This window comes from Serratia sp. GW822-FHT06D09 (genome assembly GCF_058799515.1).
This window is the reverse complement of the sequence record NZ_JBXALO010000004.1, coordinates 492,703-509,825: the sequence shown is the minus strand read 5'-3', so window position 1 is coordinate 509,825 and position 17,123 is coordinate 492,703. Positions and strand designations below refer to the sequence as shown.

The 17,123-nt window shown below is 59.5% G+C and carries 18 protein-coding genes; 2 read left to right on the top strand and 16 right to left on the bottom strand.

Annotated features, from left to right (window positions below; all coding sequences use genetic code 11):
- Positions 1–479, bottom strand: a 479-nt coding sequence (locus AC1RKG_RS13235; protein ID WP_490649778.1) for a thiamine pyrophosphate-binding protein, incomplete at its 3' end; no start/stop codon positions are given.
- Between the two features lie 238 nt (positions 480–717).
- On the opposite strand from AC1RKG_RS13235, the gene loiP reads away from it, so the two are divergent.
- Positions 718–1,470 carry a metalloprotease LoiP gene (gene loiP / locus AC1RKG_RS13230; protein ID WP_020828534.1) on the top strand — a complete coding sequence of 251 codons (753 nt, stop codon included), beginning with the start codon at positions 718–720 and terminating at the stop codon, positions 1,468–1,470.
- Positions 1,471–1,509: 39 nt separating this feature from the next.
- Here the strand turns inward: loiP and AC1RKG_RS13225 are convergent, their stop codons facing one another.
- The 14 genes from AC1RKG_RS13225 to AC1RKG_RS13160 form a co-directional block, all read right to left on the bottom strand.
- Positions 1,510–3,150: a thiamine pyrophosphate-binding protein gene (locus AC1RKG_RS13225; RefSeq protein ID WP_493183232.1), complete on the bottom strand. Its 1,641-nt coding sequence runs from the start codon at positions 3,148–3,150 to the stop codon at positions 1,510–1,512.
- 52 nt (positions 3,151–3,202) lie between these two features.
- Entirely contained in the window at positions 3,203–4,672 is a 1,470-nt protein-coding gene (locus AC1RKG_RS13220) for an aldehyde dehydrogenase (protein WP_020828536.1), read from the bottom strand.
- Positions 4,673–4,687: 15 nt separating this feature from the next.
- The gene (locus AC1RKG_RS13215; RefSeq protein ID WP_115058061.1) at positions 4,688–5,482 is read right to left on the bottom strand and encodes an aspartate dehydrogenase; all 795 of its coding nucleotides are present in this window, start codon (positions 5,480–5,482) and stop codon (positions 4,688–4,690) included.
- A 17-nt stretch (positions 5,483–5,499) separates the two neighbouring features.
- Complete coding sequence (locus AC1RKG_RS13210) at positions 5,500–6,294, bottom strand: SDR family oxidoreductase (protein WP_020828538.1); 795 nt, start codon at positions 6,292–6,294, stop codon at positions 5,500–5,502.
- The gene (locus AC1RKG_RS13205; RefSeq protein ID WP_122080164.1) at positions 6,291–7,109 is read right to left on the bottom strand and encodes an alpha/beta fold hydrolase; all 819 of its coding nucleotides are present in this window, start codon (positions 7,107–7,109) and stop codon (positions 6,291–6,293) included. The genes AC1RKG_RS13210 and AC1RKG_RS13205 overlap by 4 nt, the downstream gene beginning before the upstream one ends.
- Positions 7,109–7,633, bottom strand: a complete 525-nt coding sequence (locus AC1RKG_RS13200) for a cupin domain-containing protein (RefSeq protein ID WP_020828540.1) — start codon at positions 7,631–7,633, stop codon at positions 7,109–7,111. The genes AC1RKG_RS13205 and AC1RKG_RS13200 overlap by 1 nt, the downstream gene beginning before the upstream one ends.
- 33 nt (positions 7,634–7,666) lie before the next feature.
- Complete coding sequence (locus tag AC1RKG_RS13195; RefSeq protein WP_046372673.1) at positions 7,667–8,929, bottom strand: MFS transporter; 1,263 nt, start codon at positions 8,927–8,929, stop codon at positions 7,667–7,669.
- A gap of 24 nt (positions 8,930–8,953) precedes the next feature.
- A complete protein-coding gene (locus AC1RKG_RS13190) occupies positions 8,954–10,165 on the bottom strand; it encodes an NAD(P)/FAD-dependent oxidoreductase (protein WP_129941510.1) in 1,212 nt (403 codons plus the stop codon).
- A complete protein-coding gene (locus AC1RKG_RS13185; protein ID WP_115058058.1) occupies positions 10,162–11,103 on the bottom strand; it encodes a VOC family protein in 942 nt (313 codons plus the stop codon). The genes AC1RKG_RS13190 and AC1RKG_RS13185 overlap by 4 nt, the downstream gene beginning before the upstream one ends.
- Before the next feature lie 169 nt (positions 11,104–11,272).
- Positions 11,273–12,067, bottom strand: a complete 795-nt coding sequence (locus tag AC1RKG_RS13180) for an IclR family transcriptional regulator (RefSeq protein WP_020828544.1) — start codon at positions 12,065–12,067, stop codon at positions 11,273–11,275.
- Positions 12,068–12,091: 24 nt separating this feature from the next.
- The gene (locus AC1RKG_RS13175; protein ID WP_217331559.1) at positions 12,092–12,847 is read right to left on the bottom strand and encodes an SDR family oxidoreductase; all 756 of its coding nucleotides are present in this window, start codon (positions 12,845–12,847) and stop codon (positions 12,092–12,094) included.
- Complete coding sequence (locus AC1RKG_RS13170) at positions 12,844–13,887, bottom strand: Rieske 2Fe-2S domain-containing protein (protein ID WP_128865418.1); 1,044 nt, start codon at positions 13,885–13,887, stop codon at positions 12,844–12,846. The genes AC1RKG_RS13175 and AC1RKG_RS13170 overlap by 4 nt, the downstream gene beginning before the upstream one ends.
- 20 nt (positions 13,888–13,907) lie before the next feature.
- Complete coding sequence (locus AC1RKG_RS13165) at positions 13,908–14,216, bottom strand: recombinase-like helix-turn-helix domain-containing protein (protein ID WP_044553351.1); 309 nt, start codon at positions 14,214–14,216, stop codon at positions 13,908–13,910.
- Between the two features lie 2 nt (positions 14,217–14,218).
- Positions 14,219–14,536, bottom strand: coding sequence for a non-heme iron oxygenase ferredoxin subunit (locus tag AC1RKG_RS13160; RefSeq protein WP_020828548.1), 318 nt, complete (start codon positions 14,534–14,536; stop codon positions 14,219–14,221).
- A gap of 395 nt (positions 14,537–14,931) precedes the next feature.
- On the opposite strand from AC1RKG_RS13160, the gene AC1RKG_RS13155 reads away from it, so the two are divergent.
- Positions 14,932–16,179, top strand: coding sequence for an MFS transporter (locus AC1RKG_RS13155; RefSeq protein ID WP_259218535.1), 1,248 nt, complete (start codon positions 14,932–14,934; stop codon positions 16,177–16,179).
- Between the two features lie 49 nt (positions 16,180–16,228).
- Here the strand turns inward: AC1RKG_RS13155 and rluF are convergent, their stop codons facing one another.
- Positions 16,229–17,092, bottom strand: coding sequence for a 23S rRNA pseudouridine(2604) synthase RluF (gene rluF / locus AC1RKG_RS13150; RefSeq protein ID WP_128865420.1), 864 nt, complete (start codon positions 17,090–17,092; stop codon positions 16,229–16,231).
- Positions 17,093–17,123 lie beyond the last annotated feature (31 nt).

The window sequence follows — 17,123 nt, the reverse complement described above, 5'->3', positions numbered from 1 at the left end:
TCCATCATGCAGCCGTCGCCCATAAAGGCGTAGGTGTGGTGGTCGACCACGTCATGGCCCGGGCGGTTGAACTGCGCAGCCAGGGTGCGTTCGGCAATGGCGAAGCCGACGGCGTTGGCGATGCCCTGGCCCAGTGGGCCGGTGGTGGTTTCCACGCCTGGGGTGTAGCCGTATTCCGGGTGACCCGGGGTTTTGGAGTGCAGCTGGCGGAAGTTTTCCAGCTCGCTCATCGGCAGGTCGTAGCCGGTGAGGTGCAGCAGGCTGTAAATCAGCATGGAGCCATGGCCGTTGGAGAGGACGAAGCGGTCACGGTCAGCCCAGTGCGGGTTGGTCGGGTTGTGGTTCAGGTAGTCACGCCACAGGACTTCGGCGATGTCCGCCATGCCCATAGGTGCACCCGGGTGGCCGGAATTTGCTTTTTGTACGGCGTCCATGCTGAGTGCGCGGATGGCGTTGGCAAGCTCTTTACGAGAGGACATGTTTTACTCCAGGTCGGATTAAAAAATCAGTCAAGTTTTCTATTTTCTCAGACTCCGCATTAAAACGGCAATCCCTAATACCAAATGAGAGCGAGTTCACAACTTATTAGCACAATTGGTCGGTTTTTCGGAATAACACTATTTTCCCGATTGTCGGCGTACACTAGTCTCAAGCGGCAAGATTTCCCTAAACTAAAATGACACGACCCCCTTGTTACTCTCACAGGAAAATGGCTTTATGAAGATCCGTACCTCTTTGATTGCATTAAGCATTGCCACTTTGGTAAGCGGCTGTCAAAACCTGAACACCGATACCCTGATGCAGTCTGGCGCGCAGGCGTTCCAGGCCGCGACGCTGAGCAATAACGACGTAAAAATCCTGAGTGATAAATCCTGCGCAGAGATGGACAGCAAGGCACAAATCGCGCCGGCCGACAGTACCTATGCCAAACGCCTGAACAAAATCGCAGCGGCGTTGGGAGATAATATCAACGGCACGCCGGCCAACTATAAGGTCTACGTCACAAAAGACGTGAATGCCTGGGCAATGGCCAACGGCTGTATCCGCGTTTACAGCGGGCTGATGGACATGATGACCGACAATGAAGTGGAAGGCGTGCTGGGCCACGAAATGGGCCACGTGGCGCTGGGCCATACCCGCAAAGCAATGCAGGTCGCTTACGGCACCGTGGCATTGCGTACCGCAGCGGCCTCGACCGGCGGCATCATAGGTTCGCTGTCGCAGTCACAGTTGGCGGATATGGGCGAGAAGCTGGTTAACGCTCAGTTCTCCCAAAAACAGGAAAGTGAAGCCGATGACTATTCGTTCGATCTGCTGAAACAACGCGGCATCGACCCGAACGGCCTGGTCACCAGCTTTGAAAAACTGGCTAAAATGGAGGCCGGCCGTCAGAGCAGCATGTTCGACGATCACCCCGCTTCCGAAGCGCGCGCACAGCATATTCGCGAGCGCATCGCAGCAGGCAAGTAAAACACAACGCCCGGCAGATGCCGGGCGTTTTTCATTTCATCAGTACAATGTCTTTTGCGGTGGCCCGGCGAAGGTTAGCGGCCCGATGCTGTTCATATCCACTTCCACCACCGACGGCCCCGGATAATTAATCGCTTCCGCCAGCACGCCGTTGAACTGCGCCGCGCTGTCCACTTTCCACGCCTTCAGCCCCATCGCCTCGGCAACCTGGGTAAATGCTGGAGTGTGCAGTTCGTTATAATACTGACGGCCGGCAAAATACTTGTCCTGAATGCCCCGCATCACGCCGTAACCGCCGTCGTTCATGATCAACAGGGTAATATTGGCCTGCTCCTGCGCCATGGTTGCCAGTTCGCCCAGGCCTAACGCCAGCCCCCCGTCCCCGACCAGCCCCACCACCTTGCGCTGCGGGTTGGCGATCGCCGTGCCAATCGCCATTGGCAGCCCCATGCCAATCGCCCCGGCCAGCGAGTGAATGTTGCAAAGCGGCGAAATGGCGCGGAACAAACGGCTGCCCCACACGCTGCCGGAAACGGTGATATCACGTACCAACAGACCGTCCTGCGGCAACGCAGCGGCGATGGCGTCGTTCAATTTGGCATACTCTCCCGACTGCTGGCGCAGCGCACTTTCCGCCTGCTGTATCGCCGTGGCTATCTCGGCATCCCACTCGGCATTCACTTTTTCACCCGGGCTCAAACGAGCAGCCAGCGCGTTAAGCAAGGCGCCGCAGTCACCGTTGATTTGCTCGTCGGCCAGATAGTTGCGGTTGGCCGCCGCCGGATCGATATCAATTTGAACCAGCGGGCGCGGCAGCGGCAGCGTCCAGGTACGCGTCTCATTGCTGCGCAAGCGTGAACCGGCCACCAGCGTCAAATCGCACTGCGTCAGGATCGCCTCAATGCTCGGTGAGTTGTGGAACGCACGCAGGCTGCGCGGATGACTATCAGGCAGGATACCGCGCCCATGGGTGCTGGAGATCACCACCATGCCGGCATCCGCCAGTTTGCGTACCGCATCGGCGCAGGCCAGCGCACCGCCACCCAACCACAGCAATGGGCGTTTGGCCTGTTTCACCCGCTGATACAGGCGCTCAACCGCCTCGTCACTGGCCGCCGGCAGCGGCGCAGGCGCCACGGGCTGGCTCAGCACCGAACTGGAAACCAGGCTACTTTGAATATCGATCGGGATCTCGACCGCCACCGGGCCACAAGGCACCGTCTGCGCATCGAGGATAGCCCGTTCGATCACGGCCACCGCCTGTTCCGCTGAGTTGACCCGATATGCGCGTTTGGAGCAGGCGCGCAGGAAACCCAACTGATCGCGGGTCTCATGAATGAACCCGGCGTCGGCATCCAGATAGGCCTTCTCCACCTGGCCGGTAATGTGCAGCAACGGCGTGTTGGCATTCAGCGCTTCGATCATGGCACCGACCGCATTGCCGGCCCCCGCGCCCGTGCTGGTCAAGGCTACGCCCAGACCGGAGAAACGGCCGTGGGCATCGGCCATGGTGACCGCGCCCGCTTCGCCACGCGCCGGTACGAAACGGATGTTGCCACGTTGCCCTACCGCATCGGCAATCGGCAGATTATGAATCGAAATGATGCCGTACATCGCCGACACCTCGTACTGTTCCAGAGTCCGGGCTATCGCCTCGCCAACCGTTATTTTATCGCTCATCATCTGCCTTCTTATTGTGTTCGTTGTAGGGGGTACGCACCGTCGATCAAAGCTAATCGCTCCAGCGGTTCGCCTGATGGCTCAGCGCCAGGTAAAGGCTTTTCTGCTGCATATAGGCCTTGATGCCGTGCAGACCCTTTTCGCGGCCCAGACCGCTCTCTTTGAAACCGCCGAAAGGCGTAGAAATAGAGAATGTTTTGTAGGTGTTGATCCACACGGTGCCGGTTTCCAATTGTTCCGCCAGCGCCATCGCCCGCGGGAAATCCCGGCTCCAAATCCCGGCGGCCAACCCGTACACCGAATCGTTGGCTTGCTCGATCAACTGTTGTTCGTTATCGAACGGCAGTGCCACCAGTACCGGGCCAAAAATCTCTTCCTGGCAAGCGCGGGCACGGTTACTCAACCCTTCGATAATCGTTGGCAGGTAATAGCTGCCGCCGGCCAGCAGCGGATCGGCCGGCGCTTCGCCGCCTATCACCACCCGGCCGCCTTCTTGCTGCGCCAGCGCCACATAATCCGCCACGCTTTGGCGATGCTTGTCGTTAATCAGCGGGCCGAGGTGCACGCCCGGCGTCAGCGGATTGCCGACCCGCAGCCCGGCCGCCAGTTCACTCAGGCGCGCCAGCAGCGGCTGGTATAGCGAGCGGTGCACAAACAGCCGCGAGCCGGCAATGCAGGCCTGGCCGGCGGAGCTGAAAATGCCGTAGCAGATCCCGCGAGCCGCCTGTTCCAAATCGGCGTCCTCCAGCACGATGGTCGGCGACTTGCCGCCCAGTTCCAGCGAGGTAGGGATCAGCTTCTCGGCGGCGATATGCGCCAAATGGCGACCGGTATTGGTCCCCCCGGTAAAAGAAATCTTTTTCACTAAAGGATGACGCGCCAGCGCCTCGCCAATCACCGAGCCTTTGCCCGGCAACACGCTAAGCAGTCCGGCGGGCAGGCCTGCCTGCTCAAACAGTTCCGCCAGTTTTAGCGCCATCAGCGGTGTCGCTTCGGCCGGTTTGAGGATCACCGCATTGCCCGCCGCCAGTGCGGGGGCCACCTTTTGCATCTCACTGGCGATCGGCGAGTTCCACGGCGTAATGGCCGCGATCACGCCCAGCGGCTGATACTGGCTCAACGTCATGATCTCCGCGCTGCGCTGGGTCGGCAGTTCGCCCTCCAGCACCTCGCAGGCAGCGGCAAAGTAGCGAGCCGTCGCCGCCGCGCTGGCCACCAGCCCACGGGTTTCCGCCAGGGGTTTGCCGTTGTCGCGGGTCTGCAGCTGCGCCAGCTCTTCCAGTTGCGCCATAATCAGGTTGCTGACGCGGTACAGAATGTTGGCTCGCTGATGCGGCACCAGCCCACGCCACTCGGGGGCCCGCCAGGCGCGTTCCGCCGCGGCTACCGCATCATTGACGTCTTCAATACTGGCGGCACGCAGCCGCGCATTCACGCTGCCGTCGGCCGGGAACTGCGAGGCCATTTCATCGCCACGCCCTTCACACCAACGCCCAGCCACAAAAATCTTTAACCTTTCCATACTCGCTCCTGCCGTTCAGGCAATAAAACCACCGTCGATCAGACGGCGGCAGGCTTGTACCGCGCTCAGCGCCGCCAGGGTTGATGTCTTGGGATTGCTTGCCAGCGGGTTGCCGCTCAGCTCAATATGAAACTCACCGAAATTGCCGCACACCTGCAGCCGGTGGGTATTGCGTCGGGTCGCGGGATCGACCAGCAACCGCACCCGGGTGGCGTCCATTCCCAGGCCGTTGAGCGCTATGGTTGCCGCTACATTGGCGTTCGCCGGGAATAACCGCGCCGCCTCCCGTGCCGAGCCTTCGAAAAACACCTGCGCCTCGCTTACCGCATCGAGATCAATCAATTGCTCTGCCATACTGCCGCGCCAGCTGGCCGGACTTTTACACGCCTGATAAGTGACGCTGTCCAGACCGCCCTCACGTGCCGACGCCAAGCCGTCCATGCCCGCCACCGCACCGGACAGCACGATCACCTGGCCCCGATGCTGCCGACAGGCTTGCTGCAAACGCTGCTGCAACGCGGCATCCGCTAATGCGCCGGTAGAGATCACCGCTAAAGGCCAACCGCGCGTGACCACCGCCTCACCGAACTCCGCCACCGCCTGCTGGCTGGCGCACTCCAGCACCAGATCCGGCTTTTCAGCACAGTGGTCGGGGTGGGTCAACGCCTGCACCTGGCCACCAAAGGCGTTGGCAATCGCCGCATGATGAGCCGCACGCGCGACAATCCAGCCAACGCTCACCCCGTCCGGCAGGCGGGACAGCACCTCTGTGGCCATTGCGCCGTAACCAATCATCATGATCTTCTTCATCTTTTCAGCCTCTGCGGTTAAAGATGGCGGTTAAAGCCGCCGGAGACGTCCAGCGCGGCCCCGGTGGTAAAGGACGCCAGAGGCGAAGCCAGGAACAACAGCGCCCGTGCGGGCTCCTGCGGTTTCCCCAGGCGTTTCATCGGGATGCCGCGTCGTTCGGCAATCGCCGCCGTCCACTGCTCCCAGCTTTGATCTTTATCGCTGCGCTCGTCGAAGCGGCGCCGCCACTGGCCGGACTCCACCATGCCCAACAGGATCGAGTTGACGCGAATGCCCTTGTCCACCAGCTCTTTCGACAGCGTCAGCGTCATGTTGAGCAGTGCCGCACGCGCCGCCGAGGTAGCGATCATGTGTTCTTCCGGCTGCAAGGCCAGCAGCGAATTCACACAGGTGATGGAAGCGATATCCGAACGCTCCAACGCCGGCAAAAATGCCTGCACCGGGTTAATCACGCCGAACAGCTTTAGCTCCGCCTCATGCAGCCAGGCGGTGCGCGGCGTTTGATCAAAATGCGCAACGAACCCCTGGCCAGCGTTGTTGATCAACAAATCTACGCCGCCGAAGCGTGCAGTCACCTGGGCGGCAAACTGCGTTACCTGCGACTCATCCAGCACGTCGCAGCACAGTGCCAGGATCTCCGCCTGCGGAAACTCATGGCGCAGGCTGGCTTCGGCACCGGCCAGTTTGTCCGGATTGCGGCCGCAAAATGCCACCTTCGCGCCTTCCGCCAGCAGCAGACGCAGGGTTTCGAAACCGATGCCCGACGAACCGCCGGTGACCACCGCGACCCGTTTCTCAAGCTGAAAATTCATGGTTGAATTGCTCCCGTAAAATCCTGCAGATAGCGGTTAAATTGCCCCGGCGCATCGAGATAGCTGGCATGCCCGGCCCCCTCAATCAGGCGCAGTGCCGCGTCCTGCTGTTGCGCCAGCACCGCCGCCGCTTCCGGTGGCGTGATCCGATCGCAGTCACCGCACCACACCTGCAACGGGCCGCGGTACTGCGCCAGATAGCGGCCGATATCGTCGTTGGCCAGCATCCAGGCGGCATTGAGAAACCCCTCGGGATCCAGCTGCTGCATGCCGTTGCGTACCCAGGCAATATCTTGGGGATCCGCAGCTTCACGCAGTAACGCCGCCGCACGCTGCTCGCCGTAGCCCTGCGGCCCAAGCTGCTCAATCATCTGTTTTCTCTGGCTATAAACCTGTTGGCGTTTCTCCAGCGGTGCGTTGGCGTAGCCCTGCGCCGGATCCGCCAGCACCAGCCCACATAATCCGTCGGGATAACCGGCAGCATAGGCGCTACCGATCAAGGCACCGAGTGAGTGGCCGACGATCAGCGGTTGCTCCAACTGCAAGTGCGCCACCAGCGCCGCCAGCGCGGCGGCGTAGGCGGCGGCATCCGGCTCGCTGATCGTCAGCGGCAGGCTGCCGCCGTAGCCTGGGGCGTCCCAGGCCAGCAAGCGATGACCGTCGGCCAGCCCCGAGTCATTGAACTGCTTGATCCACGAAGCCGAACCGGAACTGATGCCGTGCAGCAACACCACCGGGCGACCGTGACCCGCCTCGCGCCAGCTCAGGGTAAACTCCCCGCAGCGCGCCTGCTGACGTTGCGCCAGGCCGTTCATCAGTTGCGTTTCACTTTGGATAACGGGTGATCAGCCGGGTAGGTCGGGGTTTCCGGTTTGGCGGTGCCGAGCATCACGCACATCAACGCCTCTTCTTCGCCGTGGTTGAACAACCCACGGTAGACTCCGGCCGGCACCGAGATCAGATCGCGCTCTTTCAGCTTGGTTTCGTAATATTCGCTACCGTCCTGGATCATCAGCGTGATGCTGCCCTTCAGCATAAAGAACACCTCTTCCACGTCATCGTGCAGGTGCAGCGGGCCCTCGCACTTCGAAGGCAGTACCATGGTGGAGAAGGTGAAGTTGCCTGCCGGAATGGTATTGGTGTCGCTGGCTACCCCGGTGGCGCCGGTACCGATGTAGCGCATCTGCGCACGGCGGTATTTCGGGTCGTAATCGGCCTGGAACTTCAACGCGTTCCAGTCATATTTACGGCCTTCAAAGCGGGCGATACGCGATTCCACCCAATGCTCAATCGATTGATCCTGCGGCTTGACGCCGGCTTGCTTCTCAACCTGGGACATGTTGTAACTCCTCTGTTGAATCAAACGGTTAAATCAATACTTCTTCAGCAACGGCAGCAGAATGATGCAGCCGATCAGGGCCATCACCACCAGGAACAGCAAGCCGTTATCCATGTTGCCGGTGGCGGCGATCAGCGCCCCCATCAGCACCGGTGCCAGCGCACCGGCAAAATTGCCCAATCCGTTAAAAATACCGCCGGCGGTGGCGCTGACCTTGCTGCTGGTGGCTTTCGCCAGCAGGGCAAAGATGTTTGGCGCACCGGCCCCCCACATAAAGGTGCTGAAAGCCATGGCGGCGATCACGCTGTAAGTGCCCTGCAGCTGCAGCACCACGGCCAGCCCCAGCCCGGCGCCGCACAGCGAGACAAAACAGGCCAGCGCGCGACGATCCAGTTTGTCCGACAGCCAGGCGCCGACCACTTCGCCCAGCAGCATGGCGATAAACGGCAGCGATGACAGATAACCGGCGTGCTCCAGATGAATACCTTTGCCCTTGATCAGGTAGCTCGGCAGCCAGCCGTTCATGCCCCACAGGTAGGTCAGGAAGGCGATGTTAAACAGGCAGATCATCCAAAAATGCGGATTGCGCAGCAGCTCATGGCGATGTTGTTTACGTTCGGCAATAGCCGGTTTGGAAACGCTAGCCGCCGCGGGGCGTGACACGTTGAGATGACGCATTCCGAACAGCACCAGCAGCATCACCGGCAGCGTCAGGAACGCCATAAAGAAGAAGGTGGTCTGCCAGTCAAAGGTGTTAAGGATGTACAGCGTGACCGGGAAGCCGAGCGCGGCGCCCAATGGCGTACCCAGCAGCCACAACATGGTGGCGCGTGCCTGCAGGCGCTGCGGGAAGGCCTGGCGAATGATGGCGTAGGCCATTGGCAGCAGCGGACCTTCGGCAATGCCGAGCAAAATGCGCAGCGTCATCATGCTGTGATAAGAGCGCGTCATGCCCATCAGCACCATCAGTACGCCCCACACCACCATCATGCCAATCAGCACCTTGACCGGGTTCAAGCGGTCGCCAATTCCGCTCAGCAACATCGAAGAGATGCCGTAGGAGAACAAAAACGCGCTCATCAGCAACCCCAGCCGCGCCGGGTCAAAACTGATGCCCAGCGCCTGCTGAAATTCAGTATCGGAAAACAGCGCCGCGATGCTGATCTTGTCGAAAAACGCCAGCAGCACGCAGGCAAACAGCGCGATGGGCACCGACCAGCGCACTCGTTGCTGCGGATTTTCGGCAACAGCATCCCCCACCCGTTCAGCGCGGGCGTCAATCTCTTGCGTAGTCATGAAACGCTCCCGAGGTTACGGGCGTTATTTCAACGCCATCAAAGAAAACTCCGCATCCGCCAACTGCTGCGGTTCCAGCACGCGCCCACTGGCCAGCCAGCGTTTGCCCAGCTTGATGGTACGAGCGTCGTTAAACGCCACCATTTGCACCAACTGACGATCGGCATTTAACGTAAAGAACACCTGCGATTGCGGCGTGCGCCGCACCACATGGTGCACGCCACCGGTCGGCACGCCGAGGATCTGGATATTGGCATCGTATTGATCCGACCACAACCAGGCCACGTCATCGTAAGGGGCGGCAAAGGCGTCCAGCATCGCGCAAGCGGTGCTGATCGCCTGATTCTGCGCATAGGCCCAGGACTGCAGGCACAGGCCCAGCGTCGGGTGACGCGCCACGTCGCCGGCGGCGAAGATCGCCGGGTGGCTGGTGCGCCCCTGGCCGTCAACCACGATCCCCACGTCAATCTTCAGCCCGGCACTGCGCGCCAGTTCCAGATTCAACTCGACGCCGATCCCCACCACCACCAGGTCAAACGGCTGAGGATCGCTGACGCCGCTACCGATCCAGGCGCTACCGTCACGATCTTCCAGCTGAATGTCACCGCAGCCGCAGTGCAGGGTCACGCCCTGCTGTTGATGCAATTCCAGCAGCGCTTGGGAGACATCCGCGCCGACACTGCGCATGCACAGCGCCGGCTGGCGTTCAAAGACCGTCACGTCAGCACCGAGGCGCCGCGCCGAAGCGGCAATCTCCAGCCCAATCCAGCCACCACCGACGATCGCCAGTCGACGGCATCCTTGCAGCGCCTGACGCAGCTTCGCCGCATCATCCCAGGAACGCAGCGTCATCACCCGAGGGTGACTGGCCCAACGGGCGTCCGGCAGGCGCGGTCGGCCACCGGTGGCAATCAGCAGTTGATCAAACTGCAGCTGCCGACCGTCGCTGAGGCTGACGATTTGTTTTTTTGCATCAATGGATTCGGCACGTAACGGCCGGCACCAGTTGAGATTCAACCCGGCGACCACCTGTTCGCTGAACAATCGGCTGAGCGGCGCTTCGCCGTCCAGCAACGCCGCCTTGGAAAGCGGCGGGCGTTCATAAAAGTCATAGGGTTCGTCGCTGATCACCGTCAGCCGGCCCGCATAGCCACGATCGCGCAGCGTTTTCGCCGCCCAACCGCCAGCCTGGCCACCGCCGATAATGACGATCCCCGCCGCTTCTGGCTGGCTCATAGCGCCTCCGGTTTTTTCTGCTGGCGGCGCGTATCGTGGTCGATCCCCCCTTCCACCGCCCACTCTGTAAACGACACCAGCGAGTGTTCCAGCTCGCGCGGCTGCCAGTTTTCAGTCAGATAGTCATCGTTGGTGTAGTACTCAAACGCGCCGCCGGTCGGGCTGTTGACGTACCAGAAATAGGCTGAGGAAATCGGATGGCGACCGGGGCCGATAAAGGTGCTCCACTTCTCTTTGTTCATGGCGATACCGCCGCCGATCACCTCGTGGATGTCGCGCACGGTAAAAGCTACGTGATTCAGGCCACGTGGACGATTCGGCAATTTCAGCAGGAACAGGTTGTGATGCCCGCCGCGCGCCTGAGTGCGCAGGAACACTGCCCGATCGATATAGCGATCCGAGACCTGGAAGCCCAGTACCTCACGGTAGAAACGTTCGGTGGCGGCCAGATCTTCGACGAAGAACACCACGTGGCCAATATTGATCGGCTGTGCCTGCGCATATACCGGGCTGGGCTGATCGATGCGGCGCACATCTCCCCATTGGTTGATCGGCGATACCGGTAAATCGACTTCGCGCTGTTGGCTGACGCTAAAGCGCAGCGTCATACCGTTCGGATCGATACATTCCAGCTCTTCCCCCACCTGACGGAAGCCCGGCATCTGCGCCAACAGCGGCTGCAAAGCGGCCAATTCCGCCGGGCTGCCCACGCCCCAGGTCATGCGGCGCAGAGTCGAACCGCCCTCAAACGCCGCCGGCAAGGTCTCGCTCTGCAACGGATGCAGCACCACGCGCGCCCCACTCAGGGTGGTGAATTCACGTTGACGTTCGCCCCAGTGCTGTTGTGCCGCCTGCAGGCCGAAGTCCTGCATGAATTTTTCGCAGGTTGGCAGATCTTCGACGCCAAATTCCAGTTTTTCGATTCCGATTACGCTCATTGTTGTGCCTCACGTTCTCGCTGAATGCGGTTTTCAGGCATGACAAACCCCGGCCCCTGTTTGCCATGAGCCTTATCCCTGCCTGATTCATTGGTAGGGGACGAATACAGTCGTCCCGATTAATGCGAACGCAGCTTGCAGCCCCCCTACGAAAACAAGGGGTTGTCAGTTAGCCGACGTTAGCCTGCGGCGGCGCGCCCAGAAAGCCGGAGATTTTCTCTGCGGCGTCACGCACTTCCATGCGCAGCCGTTCGCGATCTGCTTTTGGGATCTCATCGAACGGCACCATGATGCTGACCACGGCCTCGACCCGCTGCTCGCGGTTAAAGATTGGATAGACGATCGAAGAGATGCCATGGCGGAAAAACGACTCGCCAATCACATAACCGCGCGCCTTATCCTGCTGCACCATCTGCCACAGCGCTTCACGATCTGCCGGGGTCCCCGGACCGCTGCCCGGCAATTGTTCCTGCGGATAGAGCTGGTCGAATTCGTCGCGGGTAGCGCTGGTCAGCAGCATGCGGCCCAGTGAGGTTTGGTGCACCGGCAGGCGGGTGCCGACGCTGACCTGATTGATTTGCGAACCGGCGGCGCTGACGCGGGCGATGTAGATCACGTCGCGCTCATCACGGATCGCCAGATGACTGCTGCACTGGCTGCGATCGCGCAGTTGCTCTATCACCGGCTGACCGGCCTGGGCAACGTCCAGAGAAGCGATATATTCAAAGCCGAGGCGCAGCACTTTGATGCCCAGCGCAAAGGTGTTGGTCCGTGGGTTGCGCTCCAGAAAACCCAGATGCTCCAGAGTTTGCACCACGCGATAGGCGGTAGCCTTTGGCATGTCGACCAGGCGATGCAATTGGGCAAAAGTCATTTCCTTATGCTGCTCGCCAAACGCCAGCAACAGTTGTAACCCGCGATCCAGTCCTGGGATCAGATATTTACACGCTTGATCGTCCGCCATGTGCTGCTCCTGGCTAAAGGTTGATTAGTTAAAAACAAAGCCGCCGTTAACCGGCAACAGTTGGCCGGTCACGAAATTCGCCAACGGCGACAGCAGGTAGAGCACCGAGCCATTAACGTCGTCAGGGTGCTGTGCCCCGGCCAATGCACGCCCTTGTTCGTACAGTTGATGACGCTCGGCGGGCACGTATTCGGTGGCCTCTACCCGCGTCAGTCCCGGTGCGATTGCGTTCACGCAAATCCCCTGCGGACCCAGTTCACGCGCCATTGAGCGGGTCATGGAGATGATCGCTCCTTTGCTGGCCACGTAAGCCATCAGGCGCGGTGCGCCCCACAGTGCGGTATCCGAAGCCACGTTAACGATCTTGGCATGTGGGGTTTGCGCCAACAGGGGTACCGCTGCCTGACTCACCAGCCAGGTACCGCGTACGTTGACCTGCATCACCCGATCCCACAGATCGATATCGTATTCCATCATGGTTTTGCCACCGACGCCGGTAGCCAGCGCCGCGTTGTTCACCAACCCGTCGATCGCACCGCCTTCGGCAATGGCGGTGAATGCCGCGCTGATCGACGCCGGTTCGGCCAAATCGATCACCTGCGTTTCAACCTGTGCGCCCTGCTCGCGCAGGTTCGCGGCGCTGTCTGCCAGTTCATCCGCCAGAATATCGCACATCACCACTCTGGCACCGGCCTCGCTGATGGCTGCGGCGAAACTCCGCCCCAGCCCGCGCGCCGCGCCGGTCACCACAATGCGTTTTCCCGTCAGCAAGCCGTTCACTGCGCCGCCTCCAGCTCACTGAGCTTCGCCAGCTGCTTCTGCGCTTCTTTTTGCATCATGCGGCGCAAGCGAGACAACCCCACATCATGCTGATACAGATACTCGCGGCCACGCGCGTTCGGGGCCATATTTTCCAGCACGATACGATCCTGCTCCAGTACGTCCCAGTGCAGCGATTCCAGGCGGTTGCGATACATAAACCGCCACATGTCACGCTGCCAGTCTTTCACCTTACGGATACGCCAGAAGAACACCCGGCAGTGATCCTTATCTTCCGGCACCACCATGCCGATGATCCAGAAGTGACCACCCGGCCCGAAGCGCTTTTTGTACGGGATCGACAAACGCATCCAGTAGGCGCCGCTGCTGCCAAACTCCACCCAGTCAAAGTTAACGCCGATCTGACCATTCTTCTTAAAGATGAAACCGTTTTCGGTCGGCTCCAGCGCCATGTCCGCCTTGCGATCCCCTTCCGCCATCGAGTGCGAGGACGAATGCAGGTAGGTGCCGTGCATCGGATCCATCACGTTTTCCAGCGCGTACTGGTAGTTGCAGTCCCAACTGGCGGTGCACAGGAAGTTGCTGTAGGCCGCTTCGTCCGCCAGTTCCGGCGGGAAGGTCAATTCAGCCGGCTCTTCATCCGCCGTCACGCCGAAATAGAGGAACACCGCACCGTAGGCTTCTTTGGCTGGGTAAGAGCGCAGGCATTTCTGCCCCACCAGCGGACAACGATCGACCGCCGGCACGTCTTTTACCGTACCGTCGCCGCCCACTTCCACGCCGTGATACCAGCAGGCGATGCGATCGCCCAGGTTCCAGCCCATGGAAAGGCGCGCACCGCGATGCGGGCAGCGATCTTCCAGCGCATGGATCGCGCCGTCGCCGTCGCGCCACACCACAATCTGTTGCTCCAGACGCGTAATGCCCACCGGGTTATTGCCGATTTCCCAACTGGCCAGCACCGGATACCACATGCCGCGCAGCCCCTGGTCGAGATAGTCCTGTAAGGTCTGTGCGGAGGATGTTGTGTTTGCTGTCATTGTCTTCTCCCGGATGCTGCTCAGAAACCGTTAACGTGAAGGAATTCGCGGAACGCCGTCTCATTCCACGGCTGGCCATTGCGATCGAACAGGCGACGCTGATTCAGGGCGCTGACGATCTGCTCCAGCTCTTCTGCACCCTGATCGAAGATCTCTTCCAGCGCCGTGACCAACGCGGTCTCGAAACCGTCGGGTACGCGAGCGCGGGTTTGCCAGATGACGTTCTGAAATTGGCCCGGCTGATGGATTTGGCCATTGCCGCCTTCGCGCGCCGGGATCACCTGTTGGGTGTCCGGCAGCCAGGGATTGAAATCGGTGATGTGCTGCATGATTACTCCTCCGCAATAAAGGTGATTTGGATTTGATTGTCGATCACCCGGGTGGCATAGGTTTGCAGATCGCGGCCGCCTGGCTCACGCAGGCATTGGCCGGTACGTACGTCGAACAATGCTTCGTGCAACGGGCATTCGACCTTGCCGTCATCAACAAACCCCTGGCTGAGCAAGGCATAGGCATGTGGGCAAACGTCTTCCAGCGCGTAATAGTTGCCGTCGATCAGATACACCCCGACCTCTTTCCCTTCCACGTTGGCGGAGAAAGGAAAATCTTCTTTCACCTGAGACACTTCGCACACTTTCGTCCAGCTCATTGCTTTTGTCCTCTATCTGATTGTTTCATATATGAAACTCAGTTTCTTATTTAATACACTCACTATAAGTCTGGTGAAACTTTCGTCAAGAGAGCAAAGCGGCAATTGTTAATGGAAAGTTGTTTAAACATGACAAATGCGGGAAGGATCACGAAAAAATGCACCGATATGAAAAACTGATGAAATCTGTGCTTTCTATCACTAATTCATGGATAAAAAGACGTTGATCTGGCTGATGCAATGCGAGTAAAAGTGCTATCTCGCTGTCTGAAACACCCTTTTTGATAACAATAAATTTACATAAAAACGACTCAAACCTGCTTTTCATCACTGTGAAATCAGCGGGTTAGTTTACTGCTGTCTAAATTCGTTATTCGCCCGCCAAAGGAGCTTACATGGAGCGCATTGTGCAACAACGTCAACGCTGGTTCGGGGTTGTGGCCCTGCTGTTTTTGATCGTCATCGCCTATGCCGATCGGGTCAATATTGCCGTGATGCTGGTAAACCCCGACTTCTTGCAACACTTTCAGCTCGACGGTAACCGTGCGCATCAGGGCATGCTGATGACGGTGTTTTTGCTCGGTTACGGGCTTTCCGCCATGCTGCTGACGCCCTTTCTGGAAACCCTGATGGGCTATCGCCGCGCGCTGACGCTCAGCATTGTGCTCTGGGCGCTACTGACTGCCGCCTCACCGCTGGCGGGGTCGTTATTGCTGCTGTTTGCGGTACGCGCACTGCTTGGCGTCAGCGAAGGGCCGCTGTTCTCATTGAAAACCATGTACATCGGCGATCACTTCGCCGCCGATGAGCGCGGTAAACCCAATGCCGTCAGCACATTGGGCGTTTCCCTGGGCCTGGTGATAGGCTTTCCGCTGGTCAGTTTCCTGATGGCGCACTTCGGCTGGGCGGTCTCTTTCTATCTGCTGGCGCTGATCAACCTGCTGCTGGGGCTAGCGCTGGTGCGGTTGTTTATCCATCCGCGCTCGTTACCGCCGAGCGCCGTCGATCCTCAGCCGGTTCTGAGCCGTGTCTGGCACACCTTCGCCCTGGCCTGGCATACCCCGATGCTGGGTTGGATCATGCTGATCGAGATCGCGACCCTGAGCTACCTGTGGGGCTCCAGTTCCTGGCTGCCGGCTTACCTGACCGACGAGAAAGGATTCTCCATCAAACAGATGGGCTGGATGGCTTCGCTGCCGTTTATCGTCAGCATCGCCTCCAAATATCTCGGCGGCGTGCTGCTTGACCGCATTCGCCCCTATCAGGCACCGTTGATTTTCGCCTTTGGCGGTGCGGCAACTGCGTTGTGTATCTATGGCGTGATGCACAGTCATCAGCTCGGCTGGATTGCTTTCTTCCTGCTGGCGGCCAATGCCTGCTGGGGGGCTCAGGGGGCGGCGATCCCAACCCTGTTGCAACATTATGCGCAGCCGCAGGCGGTCGGCAGCGCCTACGGACTGATTAACGGCATCGGCAATATGTTCTCGGCGTTTGTGCCGATGATTATGGGCATGGTAATGGCTAGCCAGGGCAAGGTGTCTTCAGGATTTGCGGTGCTGATGGTGTCGCAGCTAGTGACGCTGTTGGCGGGCTGTGTGCTGTTTGGCCGGATGCGGATGACGCGAGAAGCCAGGCGGGCGTAAAGCAGTCGGGCCGCACATGCGCCCCGATCCGTATTTATGTTACCGGGACTCAGCGCCCTTTCTTTTTACGACCCGGCTGAGCAAAGCGCTTGCGCGCAGGCGCGCTGTTGCTGGGTTTGTCGGCGCTTTTCGCCCCGCCGCCGGCCGGTTTTCTCACTGCCGGTTTGGCTTTCTTCGCCGGTTTGGCCTCCGAAGTGGAACCCTCTATCGACTTAAACAGTTCGACCAGTTCGTCGTCGGTTAAATCACGCCATTCACCCGGTGGCAAACCTGCCATGCTCACATTCATGATGCGAGTGCGTTCCAGCTTGGTGACCTCATAGCCGAAATGCTCGCACATGCGGCGAATTTGACGGTTCAGCCCCTGTACCAGCACGATGCGAAACACAAAGGGCGCTTCTTTCTTCACTTTGCATTTTTTCGTCACCGTACCCAGCATTGGCACGCCGGCACCCAAACCACGGATAAAGTCGTCGGTGACCGGTTTGTTGACCGTCACCCGGTATTCTTTTTCATGGTCGTTGCCCGCACGCAGGATCTTGTTCACCAGATCGCCGTGATTGGTGAGGAAGATCAGCCCCTGCGAGTCTTTGTCCAAGCGTCCGATCGGGAAGATACGGGTGCTGTGGTTGACGAAATCGACGATATTGTCTTTCTCGCCCTCTTCAGTGGTACTGACGATCCCGACCGGCTTGTTCAGCGCGATAAAGATCAGGTTGTCTTCGTTACGAGGTTCAATCAGCTGACCGTTGACCTTGACGACGTCCCCTGGGAATACCTGATCGCCAAGCGTAACGCGCTTGCCATTGATAAAAACATTGCCTTGTTCGATATAACGATCGGCGTCGCGGCGAGAGCAAATGCCGCTCTCGCTAATATATTTGTTAAGACGTGTGGAAGGCTTGGTCAGCATGTTTTCTCCATACCCGTCGTCTTTCAAGTCA